Here is a 15,650-nt window from a genome sequence, read left to right as displayed (position 1 = left end):
GTCACGTACCCGCCTCTCGCGCGTCGGTGCCCGCCTCGACGACGTCCGTGCCGGCCTCGTCCGGCTTTCCGGCGGACACGGCCTGGGCCGAGTCGAGACCGAAGCCGTGGTCGGGGTTCCAGTGGAGGACGACGTCGGCGCCGGGGACGAGGCGCGGGTCGCGCTCGATGTTCTGCTCGTAGACGGACAGGCCGGACGCGGCCGGGCTGTCGACGAGGTACTGGGTGGAGACGCCGATGAAACTGGACTGCGCGATGCGCCCGGTCAGGCGGTTACGGCCGTCGGCGATGGTGCCGGCGTCGTCGGCGTGGGTGAGCGTGATCTTTTCCGGCCGTATCCCGACCAGGAGTTTCTCGCCCACCCGGGCGCCGACTGTACATCGTTTCCCCGGAAGGGTGAGTTTGGTATCGGAGACCCGCAGAAGGACGTCGTCGCCGGCGGTGCCGACCACATCGGCGGTGATGAGGTTGGAGGTGCCGAGGAAGTTGGCGACGAATGTGGTGCGCGGCGTCTCGTAGAGGTCGGCGGGGGCACCCATCTGCTCGACGCGTCCGGCGTTCATGACCGCGACCGTGTCGGCCATGGTCATGGCCTCCTCCTGGTCGTGGGTGACGTGGATGAAGGTGATGCCGACCTCGGTCTGGATGCGCTTGAGCTCGAGCTGCATCTGGCGGCGCAGCTTGAGGTCGAGGGCGCCGAGGGGCTCGTCGAGGAGGAGGACGTCCGGGTGGTTGATCAGCGCGCGGGCGACGGCGACGCGCTGCTGCTGGCCGCCGGAGAGCTGCTGGGGCTTGCGGCGGGCGTAGTCGCCGAGCTGGACGAGGTCGAGCATCTCGTCGACCTGCTTACGGACGGACTTGACGCCGCGCCGGCGCAGGCCGAAGGCCACGTTCTCGTAGATGTCCAGGTGGGGGAAGAGCGCGTAGCTCTGGAAGACGGTGTTGACGGGCCGCTTGTACGGGGGCAGGGCGGTGACGTCCCGGCCGCCGAGCTCGACAGTGCCGGTGGTGGGCTCCTCCAGGCCGGCGATCACGCGCAACGTGGTGGTCTTGCCGCAGCCGGAGGCTCCGAGCAGGGCGAAGAAGGAGCCCGCGGGCACCGAGAGGTCGAGCGGGTGCACGGCGGTGACGTCGCCGTACGCCTTGCTGATGCCGGTGAGGCGGACGTCGGTGCCGTTGCTGCCTGTCGTGGCGAAAGCCGTCATGGTCGTGGGTCCAGGGGGGTCGTGGGGAGGACGCAGAACACGTAACAGTGACACACGATGGGACGTGGTCTCATACGGGCCGTGCCGCGCTCGGGGCCGGGGCGGCCTCGCACAGTGCCGGATCGTCGGTCCATCGCGTACTCCTCACCGGGCCCGGGCGTCGGGGCGGGTGTGGTTCCCACGGGAATGGTTGCCGATCCTGGCAGAGCAATTGACTTGCGACAAGTGATTCCGTCGCCATCATTTGACGGGACGACGGATTCGGTGTGGCCCCCTCGGTGGCTCCCCTGCCCCGCGCGGGGCCGTTGTCAGTGTCCGTCGCCACACTGGTAGCGGCATGGAACGGGGAGGAAACAACATGATCAAGTCAGGTGCGGAGGTCGCCGACGGGCCGCGCTCGGTCGAGGAGCTCACGGCGGCCGTGGCTCGCGGTGAGCGGGTGAAGTACGTGAACTTCTGGGGGCACCGGCCGCGCAGGGACGGCGCCGTGGGGCCCGGCTGCTTCAGCCAGTGGTGGCCGTCGCCGTTCACGGTGGACGGGGCGGTCTACGCGACGGCGGAGCACTGGATGATGGCCGGGAAGGCGCGGCTGTTCGGTGACGCCGAGGCCGAGGCCCGGGCGCTCGCGGCGGGCCATCCCAAGCAGGCCAAGGACGCGGGCCGCGCGGTGCGCGGCTTCGACGAGGAGGTGTGGCGCCGCCACCGCTTCGCCCTGGTCGTCGAGGGCAGCGTGCACAAGTTCGGGCAGCATCCGGAGCTGAGGGAGTATCTGCTGGGCACCGGGGACCGGGTGCTGGTGGAGGCGAGCCCGCTCGACCGGGTGTGGGGCATCGGCCTGGCCGCCGACGACGAGCGGGCCGGGGATCCGGCCCGCTGGAACGGTCTCAATCTGCTGGGTTTCGCACTGATGGAGGCGCGTCAGCGGCTGGCGGCGGGCATCAGCGGCCCGGCCGGCGACCCGGGGCCGGGCGGCACGGCCATATAGGCGCCGTAGGTGGCGTCGTCGGGGTTGTCGTCCCCGGCCGGGCCGGTGCTCCCGCGCACCCCCACGGTGATGAAGACGACGAGCATCACGGCCGTCAGCAGCAGCGTCACCCCGCCCAGGATCAGCCCGGTCAGCGCCTGGCCGCCGTTGGTCGCCTCACCGGTGTTGGCCTTGGTCCGGCCGATCGCCCCGAAGACGATCGCCATCACTCCGATGACGACGCCGAAGACGATCGTCCAGCACATCAGCACACCGATGACGCCCAGCACGAGCGAGGCCACGCCCAGGCCGTTGTTGGGCACCCGCCCCGCGTGTGGCCAGCCCTGCCCGTAGCCCGGGGCGCCCCAGCCGTAGTGGCCGGTGCCGTAGGCGGTCTGCCCGTAGGGGCTCCGGTCGTACGGTCCGGCCGCGCCCGGCACGCCGTAGGGCGCCCCCGGCTGCGGCGGGATGCCCGGCTGCGCGTAGCCGTACGGGCCGGGCGGGTACGCGCCCGGGGTGCCCGGCCCGGTGGGTGCGAGGGGCACGGGCGGCACGGCACCCGGCTCCGGGGCGACCGGGGCGTCCGGGGCCGCGGGCGGCGCCCCGGGGAGTCCGGCGGCCGGTCCGGGGACGGGCGGCGCGGGCGGCACCGGCGGGGTGCCGGGCTTGTCGAGCGGTACACGCCGCTCCGGCGGAGCCCAGGGGTCGTCGTCCCGGCGCTCCTGCTGCGCGTGCGCGTCGTCCTTCTCGGACATGGCCCTCCCCACTCGATACCCCGTCATGCTAAGGCCTGAGCACAGCGGCGGCGGCATCCGTGCATACGATGATCGGCACGCCGTTGACCCGGCCGGACCGAACGACCCGAGCAGCCCTGGAGGCCCGCATGTCCCCACTCGACTCGTTCATCGCAGGGCTCCCCAAAGCGGAGTTGCACGTCCACCACGTGGGTTCGGCCTCCCCTCGCATCGTCGCCGAGCTGGCGGCCCGGCACCCCGACTCCCCCGTGCCCACGGACCCCGAGGCGCTCGCCGACTTCTTCACCTTCCGTGACTTCGCGCACTTCATCCAGGTCTACCTCTCCGTCGTCGACCTGATCCGCGACGCCGAGGATGTCCGGCTGCTGACCTTCGAGGTCGCCCGTGACATGGCCCGGCAGAACATCCGCTACGCCGAGCTGACCGTCACCCCCTACAGCTCCACCAAGCGCGGCATCCCCGACGTCGCCTTCCTGGAGGCCATCGAGGACGCCCGCAAGGCGGCGGAGTCGGAGCTGGGCGTGGTGCTGCGCTGGTGCTTCGACATCCCCGGCGAGGCGGGCCTGGAGGCGGCCGAGGAGACGGCCCGGATCGCCTGCGACCTGGGGGCCGACGGCCTGGTCTCCTTCGGGCTCGGCGGGCCCGAGATCGGGGTGCCCCGGCCGCAGTTCAAGCCCTACTTCGACCGGGCGATCGCCGCCGGCCTCCACAGCGTGCCGCACGCCGGCGAGACCACCGGGCCGCAGACGATCTGGGACGCCCTCACCGAGCTGCGCGCCGAGCGCATCGGTCACGGCACCAGCGCCCCGCGGGACCCGAGGCTGCTGGCCCACCTCGCCGAGCACCGCATCCCGCTGGAGGTCTGCCCCACCTCCAACCTGGCCACCCGCGCGGTGACCGACCTGGAGCTGCACCCCATCAAGGAGATGGTCGCGGCCGGTGTGCTGGTGACCGTCAACAGCGACGACCCGCCCATGTTCGGCACGGACCTCAACACCGAGTACGCGGTCGCTGCCCGACTGCTGGACCTGGACGCCCGGGGCGTCGCGGCGCTCGCCAGGAACGGCGTGGAGGCGTCGTTCATGGACCCGGCGGGCAAGGCCGCGCTGACCGCCGAGATCGAGGCGTACACCGCCACCTGGCGGGGCTGACGTCACAATGAGGCCCATGGTCTCCACGGACTCCGCCGCCCCGCGCACCCCGGCCGCCTGCGTCGCCGTCGCCCACCGCGGCGACCCGTACGTCCACCGCGAGAACACCCTGCCCTCGATCCGTTCCGCGCTGGGGGCGGGCGCGGGCGCGGTGGAGATCGACGTCCGGCTGACCGCCGACGGGGTGCCCGTCCTGCTGCACGACGCGACGCTGGGGCGGCTGTGGGGCCACGAGCGGGCCCTCGCCGCGCTGTCGGCGGCCGAGCTGCGGGGGCTGACCGGGGGCGGGGTGCCGACGCTCGTCGAGGCGCTCGACGCGACGGCGCGGGACCACGGTGCACGGCTGTTCATCGACCTGCCGGACCCGTCGGCCGCGGGCGCGGCCGTCGCCGAGGTCCGGTCCGCCGGGGCCCGGGAGCGGGTCTACTACTGCGGCTCCCCCACGGCCATGCTCGCCGTCCGCCAGGCGGACGCGGACGCCGAGATCGCGCTGACGTGGACCACGCTTGCCCCGCCGCGCCCGGCCCTGCTCGCCGAGGTGCGCCCGCGCTGGCTCAACTACCGCTTCGGGCTGGTGAGCGAGGAGCTCGTCGCCCGGGACCACGCCGCGGGCTTCCTCGTCTCGGCCTGGACCGCCGACACCCGGTGGACCATGCGCCGGCTGCTGCGCGCGGGCGTGGACTCGATCACCACCAACCGTGTGGGCGCCCTGCGCTCGCTGCTCCCGCCCCAGAGCTGAGGCGCGTCACAGCCCGACGATCTCGTTCCACTCCTTGGTGAAGGCGGGGCGCTCCTTGGGCGTCATGTCGCGGGCGGTCGAGAGCCGCCCGCGCATGTCCTCGGTGGGGAAGACCAGCGGGTTCCCGGCGAGCTCGGCGAGCTCCTTCTCCTTGGAGGAGGCGAGGACCTCTCGCGCGGCCGGCACCGGGCAGACGTAGTTGACCGCCACGGCCAGCCGGGCGGCGACCTCGGGCTGGTAGTAGTAGTCGATCAGCCGTTCCGCGTTGCGCTTGTGGGCGGCGAGGTTGGGGATCATCAGGCTCTCGGCCCACAGCTCGGCGCCCTCCTGGGGGACGACGAACTCGATGTCGGGGTTGTCGGCCTGGAGCTGGATGATGTCGCCGGAGTAGGCCTGGCAGGCCAGGACGTCCCCGGAGGAGAGGTCCTTGATGTAGTCGTTGCCGGTGAAGCGGCGGATGTGGCGCTTGCGGACCAGGGTGCGCAGCTGGTCCGTCATCCGGTGGAAGTCGTCGGCGGTCCAGCGGGTGACGTCGGCGCCGTTGCCCAGCATCAGCAGCGCGAACGCCTCGTCCATGCCGGCGAGCAGCGTGACCTTGCCGCGCAGATCGTCGGCCCACAGGTCGGAGGTGTGGCGGATCTCGCGGCCGAGCTTCTTGCGGTTGTAGGCGATGCCGGTGATCCCGGACTGCCAGGGGACGGTGTGCAGCCGGCCGGGGTCGAAGGAGGCCCCGCGCAGCAGCGGGTCGAGCTCGCGGGCGACGTGCGGCTGGGCCGCCCGGTCCATCGTCTGGACCCAGCCCAGGCGGACGTAGCGGGAGGCCATCCAGTCGCTGACGACGATGATGTCCCGGCCGGTCTGCTGGTGGTTCATCAGGGCCGGGCTGATCTTGCCGAAGAACTCGTCGTTGTCGTTGATCTCCTCGGTGTACTTCACCGAGATGCCGGTGCTCTTCTCGAAGTCGTCGAGGGTGGGCCGCCGCTCCGGGTGCTTCTGGTCGGTGTCGATGTAGAGCGGCCAGTTGGCGAAGGCGAGCCGGTGGTCGCGCTCGGAGCGGTCCGGGGCGGACCGGTCGCGCGGGGCGACGTACGCGGCGGGGACCCCGCATCCGGCGAGCGCTGCGGCCCCGGCGCCGGCGCCCAGCGCGCGCAGCAGGGTACGGCGGGACAGGGGCTTCACGGGCGTCTCGCATTCGGGGACGTGCGGGGCGGGTGGGGGGCCGGTCGGCCGGGCGTCGATGATACGCGCACACGCGTACGGAACGTACGCGTGTGCGCGACCCCCGCTCCCGCGGGCGGGCCTCAGCCCAGCGACGTCATGACGTGCTTGATGCGGGTGTAGTCCTCGAAGCCGTAGGAGGAGAGGTCCTTGCCGTAGCCGGACTTCTTGAAGCCGCCGTGGGGCATCTCGGCGACCAGCGGGATGTGGGTGTTGATCCACACGCAGCCGAAGTCGAGGGCCTTGGACATCCGCATCGCCCGGCCGTGGTCCTTGGTCCACACCGAGGAGGCCAGGGCGTACTCGACGCCGTTGGCGTAGGCGACGGCCTGCTCCTCGTCCGTGAAGGACTGGACGGTGATCACGGGGCCGAAGACCTCGTGCTGGATGATCTCGTCGTCCTGCTTGAGGCCGGAGACGACGGTCGGGGCGTAGAAGTAGCCCTTCTCGCCGACGCGGTGGCCGCCGGCCTCGACCTTGGCGTGGGCGGGGAGCCGCTCGATGAAGCCGGTCACCTGCTTGAGCTGGTTGGCGTTGTTGAGCGGGCCGTAGAGGACGTCCTCGTCGTCCGGCTGCCCGGTCTTGGTGTCGGCGGCGGCCTTGGCGAGGGCGGTGACGAACTCGTCGTGGACGGACTCGTGGACGAGCACGCGGGTGGCGGCCGTACAGTCCTGGCCGGCGTTGAAGTAGCCGGCGACGGCGATGTCCTCGACGGCCTTGGCGATGTCGGCGTCCTCGAAGACGACGACCGGGGCCTTGCCGCCGAGCTCCAGGTGGACGCGCTTGAGGTCCTTGGAGGCGGACTCGGCGACGGACATGCCGGCCCGTACGGAGCCGGTGATGGAGGCCATGGCGGGCACCTTGTGCTCGACCATCAGCCGGCCGGTGTCGCGGTCGCCGCAGATGACGTTGAAGACGCCCTTGGGGTGGCCCAGCTCCTCCAGCACCCCGCCGATGATCTCGGCCATCAGGACGGTGGAGGCGGGGGTGGTGTCGGAGGGCTTGAGGACGACGGTGTTGCCCGCGGCGAGCGCCGGGGCGAACTTCCACACGGCCATCATCATCGGGTAGTTCCACGGCGCGACCTGCGCGCAGACGCCGATGGGCTCACGGCGGATGATGGAGGTCATCCCCTCCATGTACTCACCGGCGGAGCGGCCCTCCAGCATCCGGGCGGCGCCGGCGAAGAACCGGATCTGGTCGACCATCGGGGGGAGCTCTTCGCTGCGGGTGAGCCCGAGCGGCTTGCCCGTGTTCTCCGACTCGGCGGCGATCAGCTCCTCGGCGCGCGCCTCGAAGGCGTCGGCGATCTTGAGGAGGACTTTCTGGCGCTCGCCGGGCACGAGGTCGCGCCAGGCGGGGAAGGCCGCCTCGGCGGCGGCCATGGCGGCGTCCACGTCGGCTGCACCGGACAGCGGGGCGGTGGCGTACGCCTCTCCCGTGGCCGGATTGATGACCTCGGTGGTCCGCCCGTCGGCGGCGTCGCGGAACTCGCCGGCGATGTAGTTGCGCAGGCGGCGCAGCTCGGTGGTCACGATGTGCCACCCCTTCTGTCGGATGTCCGATCGGTGAGACGCCCAGCCTAGTCACTGAGGTGACGCTTTCGGCAGACCCGTCAGACATGAACAACGGAATCAGTGTTTCCATGACCTCTTGACAACGGATTTCATCGCCCAGGGGTTGTCACACCACCGAGTCCTCATGCACAGTGGGGATGTGGCCACTCGTAACCCCGAAGCGAAGAACCTGACCAGCGCACAGCCGGTCGACGCCGTCTCCCTGGCGATCATCGAGCAGCTCCAGGAGGACGGGCGCCGCCCCTACGCGGCGATCGGCAAGGCCGTGGGACTGTCCGAGGCGGCGGTCCGCCAGCGTGTGCAGAAGCTGCTCGACCAGGGTGTGATGCAGATCGTCGCCGTCACCGACCCGCTCACCGTGGGTCTCCGGCGCCAGGCCATGATCGGCATCAATGTCGAGGGGGACCTCGACCCGGTCGCGGATGCCCTGACCGCGATGGACGAAGTGGAGTACGTGGTCGTGACCGCGGGCTCCTTCGATCTCCTCATCGAGATCGTCTGCGAGGACGACGACCATCTCCTCGAAACGATCAACAAGCGGGTCCGGACGCTGCCCGGGGTCCGCTCCACGGAGAGCTTCGTCTACCTCAAGCTCCGCAAGCAGACCTACACATGGGGAACCCGATAGCCGTGAGCAAGGACCTCAGCAGGACGGCGTACGACCACCTGTGGATGCACTTCACCCGCATGTCGTCGTACGAGAACGCCCCCGTGCCCACCATCGTGCGCGGCGAGGGCACCTACATCTACGACGACAAGGGCAAGCGCTACCTCGACGGTCTCGCCGGCCTGTTCACGGTCCAGGCCGGTCACGGCCGCGTCGAGCTCGCCGAGGCGGCGAGCAAGCAGGCGCAGGAGCTGGCCTACTTCCCGGTGTGGAGCTACGCCCACCCCAAGGCCGTCGAGCTGGCCGAGCGGCTGGCGCACCACGCCCCCGGGGACCTCGACAAGGTCTTCTTCACCACCGGCGGCGGCGAGGCCGTGGAGACCGCCTGGAAGCTGGCGAAGCAGTACCACAAGCTCACCGGCAACCACAGCAAGTACAAGGTGATATCCCGGAACGTCGCCTACCACGGCACCCCGCAGGGCGCCCTGGCCATCACCGGGCTGCCCGCCCTGAAGGCGCCCTTCGAGCCCCTGGTGCCCGGCGCGTACAAGGTGCCCAACACCAACATCTACCGGGCGCCCGTCCACGGCGACGACCCGGAGGCCTTCGGCCGCTGGGCCGCCGACCAGATCGAGCAGCAGATCCTGTTCGAGGGCCCGGAGACCGTCGCCGCCGTCTTCCTGGAGCCCGTGCAGAACGCGGGCGGCTGCTTCCCGCCCCCGCCCGGCTACTTCCGGCGGGTCCGCGAGATCTGCGACCGGTACGACGTGCTGCTCGTCTCCGACGAGGTCATCTGCTCCTTCGGCCGGCTGGGCACCATGTTCGGCTGCGAGAAGTTCGGCTATGTGCCGGACATCATCACCTGCGCCAAGGGCATGACGTCGGGCTACTCCCCCATCGGCGCGGCGATCGTCTCCGACCGGATCGCGGAGCCCTTCTTCAAGGGTTCCAACACCTTCCTCCACGGCTACACCTTCGGCGGCCACCCGGTCTCCGCGGCCGTGGCGCTCGCCAACCTCGACCTCTTCGAGCGCGAGGGCCTCAACCAGCACGTGCTGGACCACGAGGCGGCCTTCCACGCGACCCTGTCGAAGCTCCACGACCTGCCGATCGTCGGCGACGTGCGCGGCAACGGCTTCTTCTACGGCATCGAGCTGGTGAAGGACAAGGCCACCAAGGAGACCTTCAGCGGCGAGGAGTGCGAGCGCCTGCTGTACGGCTTCGTGTCCAAGAAGCTCTTCGAGAACGGCCTGTACTGCCGGGCCGACGACCGCGGCGACCCGGTCGTCCAGCTGGCGCCGCCGCTGATCTCCGACCAGTCGACGTTCGACGAGATCGAGCAGATCCTGCGGGGCGTCCTCGCGGAGGCCTGGACGAAGATCTGACCGAAACCGAAGATCTGACCGAATCCCACCCCCGGTCACGGCCCACGCCGGCGCGCCCCTCCCGCGCCGACGTGGGCCGCGGCACGCGCGCGTGGGCGACGGCGCGCCTCCCGCGCGTTAGCCGTGATACCACCGTGCAAACCTCGTCGCATGAGCCCGATGGGAGGAAAGTGAGGCACTAAAGCGCCGAGCCTGGACGGAGGCTAGGATCCCGGTTCCGTACGGTGCCAGTGACCCAATGGCCTCCGGTTCGTTCACCCGGACAGGGGAACGAACCCTCTCAGCGACCCGAGGTGCTCGATATGGTGGCCCCGCCGGACAACGACGTGCTCTGGGCACGCGGCCTGCACTACTCCTACAGCGGTTCCCCCGCCCTCGCCGGGGTGTCCATCGGGGTCCGGGAGGGCGAGATCCTCGCCGTGACCGGACCACGCGGCTCCGGCAAGACCACGCTCCTCAAATGCCTGTCGGGCCAGCTCCTGGCCGACCCCGGCGAGGTGTGGTTCAACAGCGCCCCCGTACACACCCTCTCCCGCTCCGCCCGCGAGCGGCTGCGCCGCGACCGCTTCGGCTGGATCGACAGCGAACCGCACCTGGTCCCCGAGCTGACGGGCTGGGAGAACGCCGCCCTGCCCCTGCTGGTGCGCGGCACCGGCCACAAGACCGCCAAGCAGACGGCCACCGAGTGGCTCGAACGCCTCGACGTGGGCGACTGCGCCCGCAAACGCCCCCAGGTGCTCACCCAGGCCCAGCGCCAGCGCGTCGCCATCGCCCGCGCCCTGGCCGCCGAACCCACCGTGGTCTTCGCCGACGAGCCGACCGCCCCGCTGCACGCCGCCGACCGCGCCCAGGTGCTGCGCACGCTCACCACGGCCGCCCGCTCCCACCAGATCACCGTGGTCCTGGCCACCCTCGACGACGAGAGCGCGGCCCTCGCCGACCGCACCGTCTCCCTCGTCGACGGCCGCCGGGGCGGCGCGTTCCCGGCACCCGAGGCGACCGACGGGGAGGGCAGGGCCGCGTGCTCAGTCTCCGCCTAGCGCGCGGCGCCCACCCGCTCGTCCTGCTGCGGCGGCTGCTGGTCGCCGTCGCCTCCTCAGGCGCCGGTTTCCTGCTGCTGTGCTCCCTGGGCTACGCGGTGGCCCACCCGAACGCCACGGAACAGTCGGTGGTGCGGCTGCTGTGGTGCGCCGTGCCCGTGGCCGCCGTCACCCAGTTCGCCGTCACCGTGGCCCGCAGCGACCCGGCGACCCGCCCCCGCGACGGGCTCGACGCCATCGGCTTCGGCCCCGTCCGCCTCTCCCTCCTCGCCGCCACCTCGACGGCCCTGTCCTGCGGGCTCGGCAGCGCCGCCGCCCTGCTGGTCTACCTCGAACTCCGCGGCGACCTCGGCGGCACCCCCGTGAGCGGCGCGGCCTCCGGGCTGCTCGACGGGGACGCCGCCCTGCCCTGGGCCGCGACGCTCACGCTGCTCGGGCTGCTCCCCGCGCTGGCGGCGGGCGCGTGCGCCATCGCACTGCGCCCGCGCAAGGAGCGTGGCGGAGGCGCGTCCGGGACCGCCTCCACGGCCTCGGCACCCGCCTCAGCCAAGGACGACCGCCGAGGCCACGCGGGCCTCCCCTGGGGTGTGGCGACCATCGCCTGCGGTCTCGCCCTGGAGGCGTACGTGGGGCACGCCCCGGCCCCCGCGCCGGACAGCCTGCTGACCCTGCCGGGCCAGGACGGCGGCACCTCCCCCGGGCTGATGGGCGGCTGGCTGCTCGCCTCCCTCGGCCTGGTGCTGGCCGGCCCCGGCCTCACCCACTGGAGCGGCACCCTGCTCTCGGCCGGGCGGCCCGGCCCGATGCGGCTGCTCGCCGGCCGCATACTCCAGGACACGGCGAACCGGCTGGGGCGGCCCCTCGGGGTGCTGTGCGCGGTGGCCGCGGGCACGCTCGCGGCCGTCGAGCTGTACGGCGCGGCCTGGGAGCGGTCGGGCCCCCGCCCGTTCGGGCCGCTCACGGGGCTGGGCGCGGCCGTGGTGATGGCCTGTGTGACGGCCACCGCCGTCACCGCCGCCATCGACACCCGGCACTCCCGCGCCGAGACCACCGCGGCACTGCTGCGGCTGGGCATCCCCGCCTCCCTGCTGCGCGGTGCGGCGGCCGTCCGCACGGGCGTCCTGCTGATCGTGCTCGCTCCGCTCACCTGGGTCATCGCCCAACTGACGGCACTGCCGCTCACCCGGTCTTGACCAGTTCTTGACCGAAGGCAACTCCGGCGCCGAAATCCACGTCTGCTCAGAAGTACGTCTGCTTCCTGAGCACGACGGCTTTTCAGGCGAACGGAGCTACTGGTGATCATCGGCCTTGTCACGGCTGTCACGGCCTCGGTGTGTTACGGCACGGGATCGGTCCTTCAGGCCGTGGGGTCCCGGAAATCGGCCCGGCAGGAGGCCGCGACGGCGTCCTCCACGGCCACCACCCAGCACGGCGGGCCCAGCCTGGCCTCCACCGCGAAGGCCGCCGTGACCTGGGAGTTCATGGTCGGTACGGTCCTGGACTTCATAGGCTTCGCCCTCGGCGCCCTCGCCGCCCGGATGCTGCCGCTGTTCCTCTCCCAGACCGTCATCAGCGCCAACCTGATCGTCACCGCGCTGCTGAGCATCAAGCTGCTCGGCATCAAGCTCAACCGCAGGGAGTGGACGTCGATCGGCGTGGTCTGCTCCGCCCTGATACTGCTGGCGACCGCCGCCGGCCACGAGGGCAACGGCGACGCCGCGCGCTCCACCCACTGGTGGCTGCTCGTCATCTCGGTCGTCCTGATGGGCGGCGGCTGGATCGCCGTCCACTTCCTCGGCTCCCGGGCCGCGATCCTCGCCGGCCTGCTCTCCGGCCTCGGCTTCGGCGCGATCGGCGTGGGCGTCCGCATCCTCGACGGCATCGACCCCTTCGACCTGCCCACCCTGCTCGCCGACCCGGCCCTCTACGCCATCCTCATCTCCGGCTCCGTCGGCATGTACCTCCACACCGTCGCCCTCCAGATCGGCTCCGTCAACGGCGCCACGGCGGCCCTCGTCGTCGGCGAGACGGTCCTGCCGGGCATCATCGGCGTCCTGTGGCTGGGCGACACGTCCCGCGCGGGCTTCGCGTGGATGGCCGTCCTCGGCTTCCTCCTGGCCGTGGCGGGCGCGGTGGCGGTGGCGTGGTTCGGCGAGCCGGACAGCCATTCGGCGGCGCCGCAGGCGGAGAAGTCACCAGAGCCGACAACCGTATGACAAACGCCGGAGGGGCTGGATTAATCCAGCCCCTCCGGCGTTTGAGGAGCGGGGTCCGGGGCGGAGCCCCGGTTACGGGAAGGGGCGGGACTGGGGCAGAACCACCACGTCCTCCACCCGGAACACGACCGCCACTCGCTCCCCCACCTCCGGCGCCGCGCCCAGCGCACACGCCGCCTCGATCTCCGGCCCATCTTCGGGCCGCAACCGCACCCCCACCCGCTCCCCCCGGAACGTCCGGGCGACCACCACGCACGGCAACCCGTCCGCCGCCGGAACCACCCGCACCCCACCCGGCCGCACCAGCACCGCGCACTCCCCCCGCGCCGATCCCTCCGGCACTGGGAGCGCGCCCCACACCGTCTCCGCCCGCTCACCCGTGACCGTCGCGGCGACGACGTTGTCGAAGCCCAGGAAACGGGCCACGAACTCCGACGCCGGCCGCCGCCACACCTCCAGCGGGGTACCGGCCTGGGCGATCCGCCCGTCGCGCATCACCACCACCCGGTCGGCGAGCGCGAACGCCTCGCCCTGGTCGTGGGTGACGGCCAGCACCGTCGTCCCCAGCCGCCCGAACAGCCCGCGCAGCTCCACCACGAGCCGCTCGCGCAGGCCCCGGTCGAGCTGCCCCAGCGGCTCGTCGAGCATCAGCAGCCGGGGTTCCGGCGCCAGCGCCCGCGCCAGCGCGACGCGCTGCTGCTCGCCGCCCGACAGCGCCCCCACGGCCCGTTTCTGCGCGCCCGGCAGGCCCACCAGGTCGAGCAGCTCGGCCACCCGCCGCTCGGACTCGGCGCGCCCGGTCCCCCGTACGCGCAGCCCGAAGGCGACGTTCCCGGCGACGTTCCGCTGGGGGAAGAGCTGGTGGTCCTGGAACATCAGGCCCACCCCGCGCCGGTGCGGGGGCACCCCGCTCTGGTCGCGCCCACCGAGCAGCACCCGCCCGGCGTCGGCCGGCTGGAGGCCGGCCACCACGCGCAGCAGCGTCGACTTGCCGCTGCCGCTGGGGCCGAGCACGCACACGGTCTCGTGGTCGGCGACGTCGAGGTCCACCGCGTCCAGCACCGCGCGCTCGCCGAAGCGGACGGTCACGCCTTCGAGGCGAAGCATCAGAACTCTCCCGTACGGTCGGTGCGCACACGCTCCAGCACCAGCAGCGCCGCCGCGCACACCAGCATGAGGATCGTGCTGAGGGCCATGGCCTGCCCGTAGTTGAGCTCGCCGGGGCGGCCCAGCAGCCGGGCCACGGCCACCGGCAGGGTGGGGTTGTCGGGGCGGGCGATGAAGACGGTGGCGCCGAACTCGCCCAGCGACACCGCGAACGCGAAGCCCGCCGCGATGCCCAGGGCCCGGCCCACCAGCGGCAGGTCCACCTCCCGCCAGGCCCGCAGCGGGGACGCGCCGAGGACCGCCGCCGCCTCCCGCAGCCGGGTGTCCACCGCGCGCAGCACGGGCAGCACGATGCGGACGACGAAGGGCACGCCCACCAGCGCCTGGGCCAGCGGCACCAGGATCCACGAGGTGCGCAGGTCCAGCGGCGGCTCGTCCAGGGCGATCAGGAAGCCGAAGCCAACGGTCACGGCGGAGGTGCCCAGCGGCAGCATCAGCAGCGCGTCGAAGCCGCGGACGAGCCTGCCCTCCCGCCGGGTGAGGGCCGCAGCCGCGAGGCCGCCGACGACGACCGCGATGGCGGTGGCGGCGAGCGCATAGGTGAGCGAGTTGCCGATGGTGTCGAGCGCGGCGACGGTGAACGTGCCGCCGCCCGCGCCCGCCGAGGCGAGGGCGCGGTAGGAGGCGAGGCCGTAGCCGTCGGGGCCCTCGAAGGAGCGCAGGACGAGCACGGCGAGCGGCAGGACCACCAGCAGCGCGATGACGGCGAGGACGGACGTCAGCAGCGCCCACTGGCCGGCGCCGCGCGGGCGGCGGGCGGTGCGGGAGGCGTCCACCAGCCGCAGCGTCGCCTCGCGGCGCCGTACGGTCCGGGCGTGCACGGCCAGCAGCGCGGCCACGACCACGAACTGGAGCAGGGTGAGGACGGCGGCCGTCGGCAGGTCGAGGAGCTGCGCGGTCTGCTGGTAGATCTCCACCTCCAGCGTGGCGTAGCGGGGCCCGCCGAGGATCTGGACGACGCCGAAGGAGGTGAAGGTGAAGAGGAAGACCATGAGGGCTGCGGCGGCCACGGCGGGGCCGAGCGCGGGCAGGGTCACCCGGCGCCAGGCGGCGAACCGTCCCGCGCCGAGGACGCGCGCCGCCTCCTCCTGGCGGGGGTCGAGCTGGGCCCACAGCCCGCCGACGGTCCGGACGACCACGGCGTAGTTGAAGAAGACGTGGGCGAGGAGGATCGCCCAGACCGTGGTGTCCAGGCGGACGCCCCACAGCTCGTCCAGCAGCCCGCCCCGGCCCACGAGCGCCAGGAACGCCGAGCCGACGACGACGGTCGGCAGCACGAACGGGACCGTGACGACGGCTCTGAGCAGCCGTTTGCCGGGGAAGTCGAGGCGCGCGAAGACATAGGCGCCGGGCAGGGCCAGCAGGAGGGTGAGGGCGGTGGAGGCGGCCGCCTGCCAGAGCGTGAACCACAGGACGTCGCGGATGCCCGGGTCGGTGAGCACCTCGCCCACACGGGCGAACTGCCACCGGCCGCCGTCCGTGAGGCCGCGGGTGACGATCGAGGCGACGGGGTAGGCGAAGAAAACGCCGAAGAAGGCGAGCGGCACGGCCATCAGGCCGAGCCGCGTCGCCGTCCGGCGGGCGCCCGCCCCCTTCCGGGCGGCGGACGGTCCGGCGGGCGCGCCGG

At 72.4% G+C, this 15,650-nt stretch carries 14 protein-coding genes; 8 read left to right on the top strand and 6 right to left on the bottom strand.

Features of this window, described 5'->3' with window-relative positions:
• Position 1: 1 nt before the first annotated feature.
• Positions 2-1,204, bottom strand: a complete 1,203-nt coding sequence (locus RM609_RS26365) for an ABC transporter ATP-binding protein (protein ID WP_311614059.1) — start codon at positions 1,202-1,204, stop codon at positions 2-4.
• A 358-nt stretch (positions 1,205-1,562) separates the two neighbouring features.
• On the opposite strand from RM609_RS26365, the gene ybiA reads away from it, so the two are divergent.
• The gene (gene ybiA / locus RM609_RS26360; protein WP_311614058.1) at positions 1,563-2,189 is read left to right on the top strand and encodes a riboflavin biosynthesis intermediates N-glycosidase; all 627 of its coding nucleotides are present in this window, start codon (positions 1,563-1,565) and stop codon (positions 2,187-2,189) included.
• Here the strand turns inward: ybiA and RM609_RS26355 are convergent.
• Complete coding sequence (locus RM609_RS26355; RefSeq protein WP_311614057.1) at positions 2,123-2,923, bottom strand: DUF4190 domain-containing protein; 801 nt, start codon at positions 2,921-2,923, stop codon at positions 2,123-2,125. The two genes, ybiA and RM609_RS26355, sit on opposite strands and share 67 nt — an antisense overlap.
• 128 nt (positions 2,924-3,051) lie before the next feature.
• On the opposite strand from RM609_RS26355, the gene RM609_RS26350 reads away from it, so the two are divergent.
• Both RM609_RS26350 and RM609_RS26345 read left to right on the top strand, forming a co-directional pair.
• Positions 3,052-4,074, top strand: coding sequence for an adenosine deaminase (locus RM609_RS26350; protein ID WP_311614056.1), 1,023 nt, complete (start codon positions 3,052-3,054; stop codon positions 4,072-4,074).
• Positions 4,075-4,090: 16 nt separating this feature from the next.
• Entirely contained in the window at positions 4,091-4,813 is a 723-nt protein-coding gene (locus tag RM609_RS26345) for a glycerophosphodiester phosphodiesterase (RefSeq protein WP_311614055.1), read from the top strand.
• Between the two features lie 6 nt (positions 4,814-4,819).
• Here RM609_RS26345 and RM609_RS26340 read toward each other — a convergent pair whose 3' ends face one another.
• Together RM609_RS26340 and RM609_RS26335 are read right to left on the bottom strand one after the other, a co-directional pair.
• Positions 4,820-5,983, bottom strand: a complete 1,164-nt coding sequence (locus RM609_RS26340) for a polyamine ABC transporter substrate-binding protein (RefSeq protein ID WP_311614119.1) — start codon at positions 5,981-5,983, stop codon at positions 4,820-4,822.
• Positions 5,984-6,114: 131 nt separating this feature from the next.
• The gene (locus RM609_RS26335; RefSeq protein WP_311614054.1) at positions 6,115-7,566 is read right to left on the bottom strand and encodes a gamma-aminobutyraldehyde dehydrogenase; all 1,452 of its coding nucleotides are present in this window, start codon (positions 7,564-7,566) and stop codon (positions 6,115-6,117) included.
• Between the two features lie 166 nt (positions 7,567-7,732).
• On the opposite strand from RM609_RS26335, the gene RM609_RS26330 reads away from it, so the two are divergent.
• From RM609_RS26330 to RM609_RS26310, 5 genes are all read left to right on the top strand, one after another.
• Positions 7,733-8,236 (top strand): Lrp/AsnC family transcriptional regulator, encoded by a 504-nt coding sequence (locus RM609_RS26330; RefSeq protein ID WP_311614053.1) that lies wholly within the window; start codon positions 7,733-7,735, stop codon positions 8,234-8,236.
• Positions 8,221-9,600: an aspartate aminotransferase family protein gene (locus tag RM609_RS26325; RefSeq protein WP_311614052.1), complete on the top strand. Its 1,380-nt coding sequence runs from the start codon at positions 8,221-8,223 to the stop codon at positions 9,598-9,600. Before RM609_RS26330 ends, RM609_RS26325 begins: the two co-directional genes overlap by 16 nt.
• A 302-nt stretch (positions 9,601-9,902) precedes the next feature.
• Positions 9,903-10,640 (top strand): ABC transporter ATP-binding protein, encoded by a 738-nt coding sequence (locus tag RM609_RS26320; protein WP_311614051.1) that lies wholly within the window; start codon positions 9,903-9,905, stop codon positions 10,638-10,640.
• The gene (locus RM609_RS26315; RefSeq protein ID WP_311614050.1) at positions 10,622-11,833 is read left to right on the top strand and encodes a hypothetical protein; all 1,212 of its coding nucleotides are present in this window, start codon (positions 10,622-10,624) and stop codon (positions 11,831-11,833) included. Before RM609_RS26320 ends, RM609_RS26315 begins: the two co-directional genes overlap by 19 nt.
• Before the next feature lie 102 nt (positions 11,834-11,935).
• Positions 11,936-12,856 (top strand): DMT family transporter, encoded by a 921-nt coding sequence (locus RM609_RS26310; RefSeq protein ID WP_311614049.1) that lies wholly within the window; start codon positions 11,936-11,938, stop codon positions 12,854-12,856.
• Between the two features lie 72 nt (positions 12,857-12,928).
• Here RM609_RS26310 and RM609_RS26305 read toward each other — a convergent pair whose 3' ends face one another.
• Positions 12,929-13,963 (bottom strand): ABC transporter ATP-binding protein, encoded by a 1,035-nt coding sequence (locus RM609_RS26305; protein WP_311614048.1) that lies wholly within the window; start codon positions 13,961-13,963, stop codon positions 12,929-12,931.
• Positions 13,963-15,576 (bottom strand): ABC transporter permease, encoded by a 1,614-nt coding sequence (locus RM609_RS26300; protein WP_311614118.1) that lies wholly within the window; start codon positions 15,574-15,576, stop codon positions 13,963-13,965. The genes RM609_RS26305 and RM609_RS26300 overlap by 1 nt, the downstream gene beginning before the upstream one ends.
• Positions 15,577-15,650: the final 74 nt, after the last annotated feature.

The sequence above is a fragment of the Streptomyces hesseae genome (assembly GCF_031845785.1).
GTDB classification, from domain to species: Bacteria; Actinomycetota; Actinomycetes; order Streptomycetales; family Streptomycetaceae; genus Streptomyces; species Streptomyces hesseae.
The sequence above is the reverse complement of the archived record's forward strand: the minus strand, read 5'-3'. Positions and strand labels throughout refer to the sequence as shown.

Bases quoted from the DNA above. Each gene is read 5' to 3' on its own strand.
- ybiA (WP_311614058.1), top strand. From the start codon at position 1,563: ATGATCAAGTCAGGTGCGGAGGTCGCCGACGGGCCGCGCTCGGTCGAG.
- RM609_RS26355 (WP_311614057.1), bottom strand. From the start codon at position 2,923: ATGTCCGAGAAGGACGACGCGCACGCGCAGCAGGAGCGCCGGGACGAC.
- RM609_RS26365 (WP_311614059.1), bottom strand. From the start codon at position 1,204: ATGACGGCTTTCGCCACGACAGGCAGCAACGGCACCGACGTCCGCCTC.
- RM609_RS26345 (WP_311614055.1), top strand. From the start codon at position 4,091: ATGGTCTCCACGGACTCCGCCGCCCCGCGCACCCCGGCCGCCTGCGTC.
- RM609_RS26320 (WP_311614051.1), top strand. From the start codon at position 9,903: ATGGTGGCCCCGCCGGACAACGACGTGCTCTGGGCACGCGGCCTGCAC.
- RM609_RS26330 (WP_311614053.1), top strand. From the start codon at position 7,733: ATGCACAGTGGGGATGTGGCCACTCGTAACCCCGAAGCGAAGAACCTG.
- RM609_RS26305 (WP_311614048.1), bottom strand. From the start codon at position 13,963: ATGCTTCGCCTCGAAGGCGTGACCGTCCGCTTCGGCGAGCGCGCGGTG.
- RM609_RS26300 (WP_311614118.1), bottom strand. From the start codon at position 15,576: ATGGCCGTGCCGCTCGCCTTCTTCGGCGTTTTCTTCGCCTACCCCGTC.
- RM609_RS26350 (WP_311614056.1), top strand. From the start codon at position 3,052: ATGTCCCCACTCGACTCGTTCATCGCAGGGCTCCCCAAAGCGGAGTTG.
- RM609_RS26325 (WP_311614052.1), top strand. From the start codon at position 8,221: ATGGGGAACCCGATAGCCGTGAGCAAGGACCTCAGCAGGACGGCGTAC.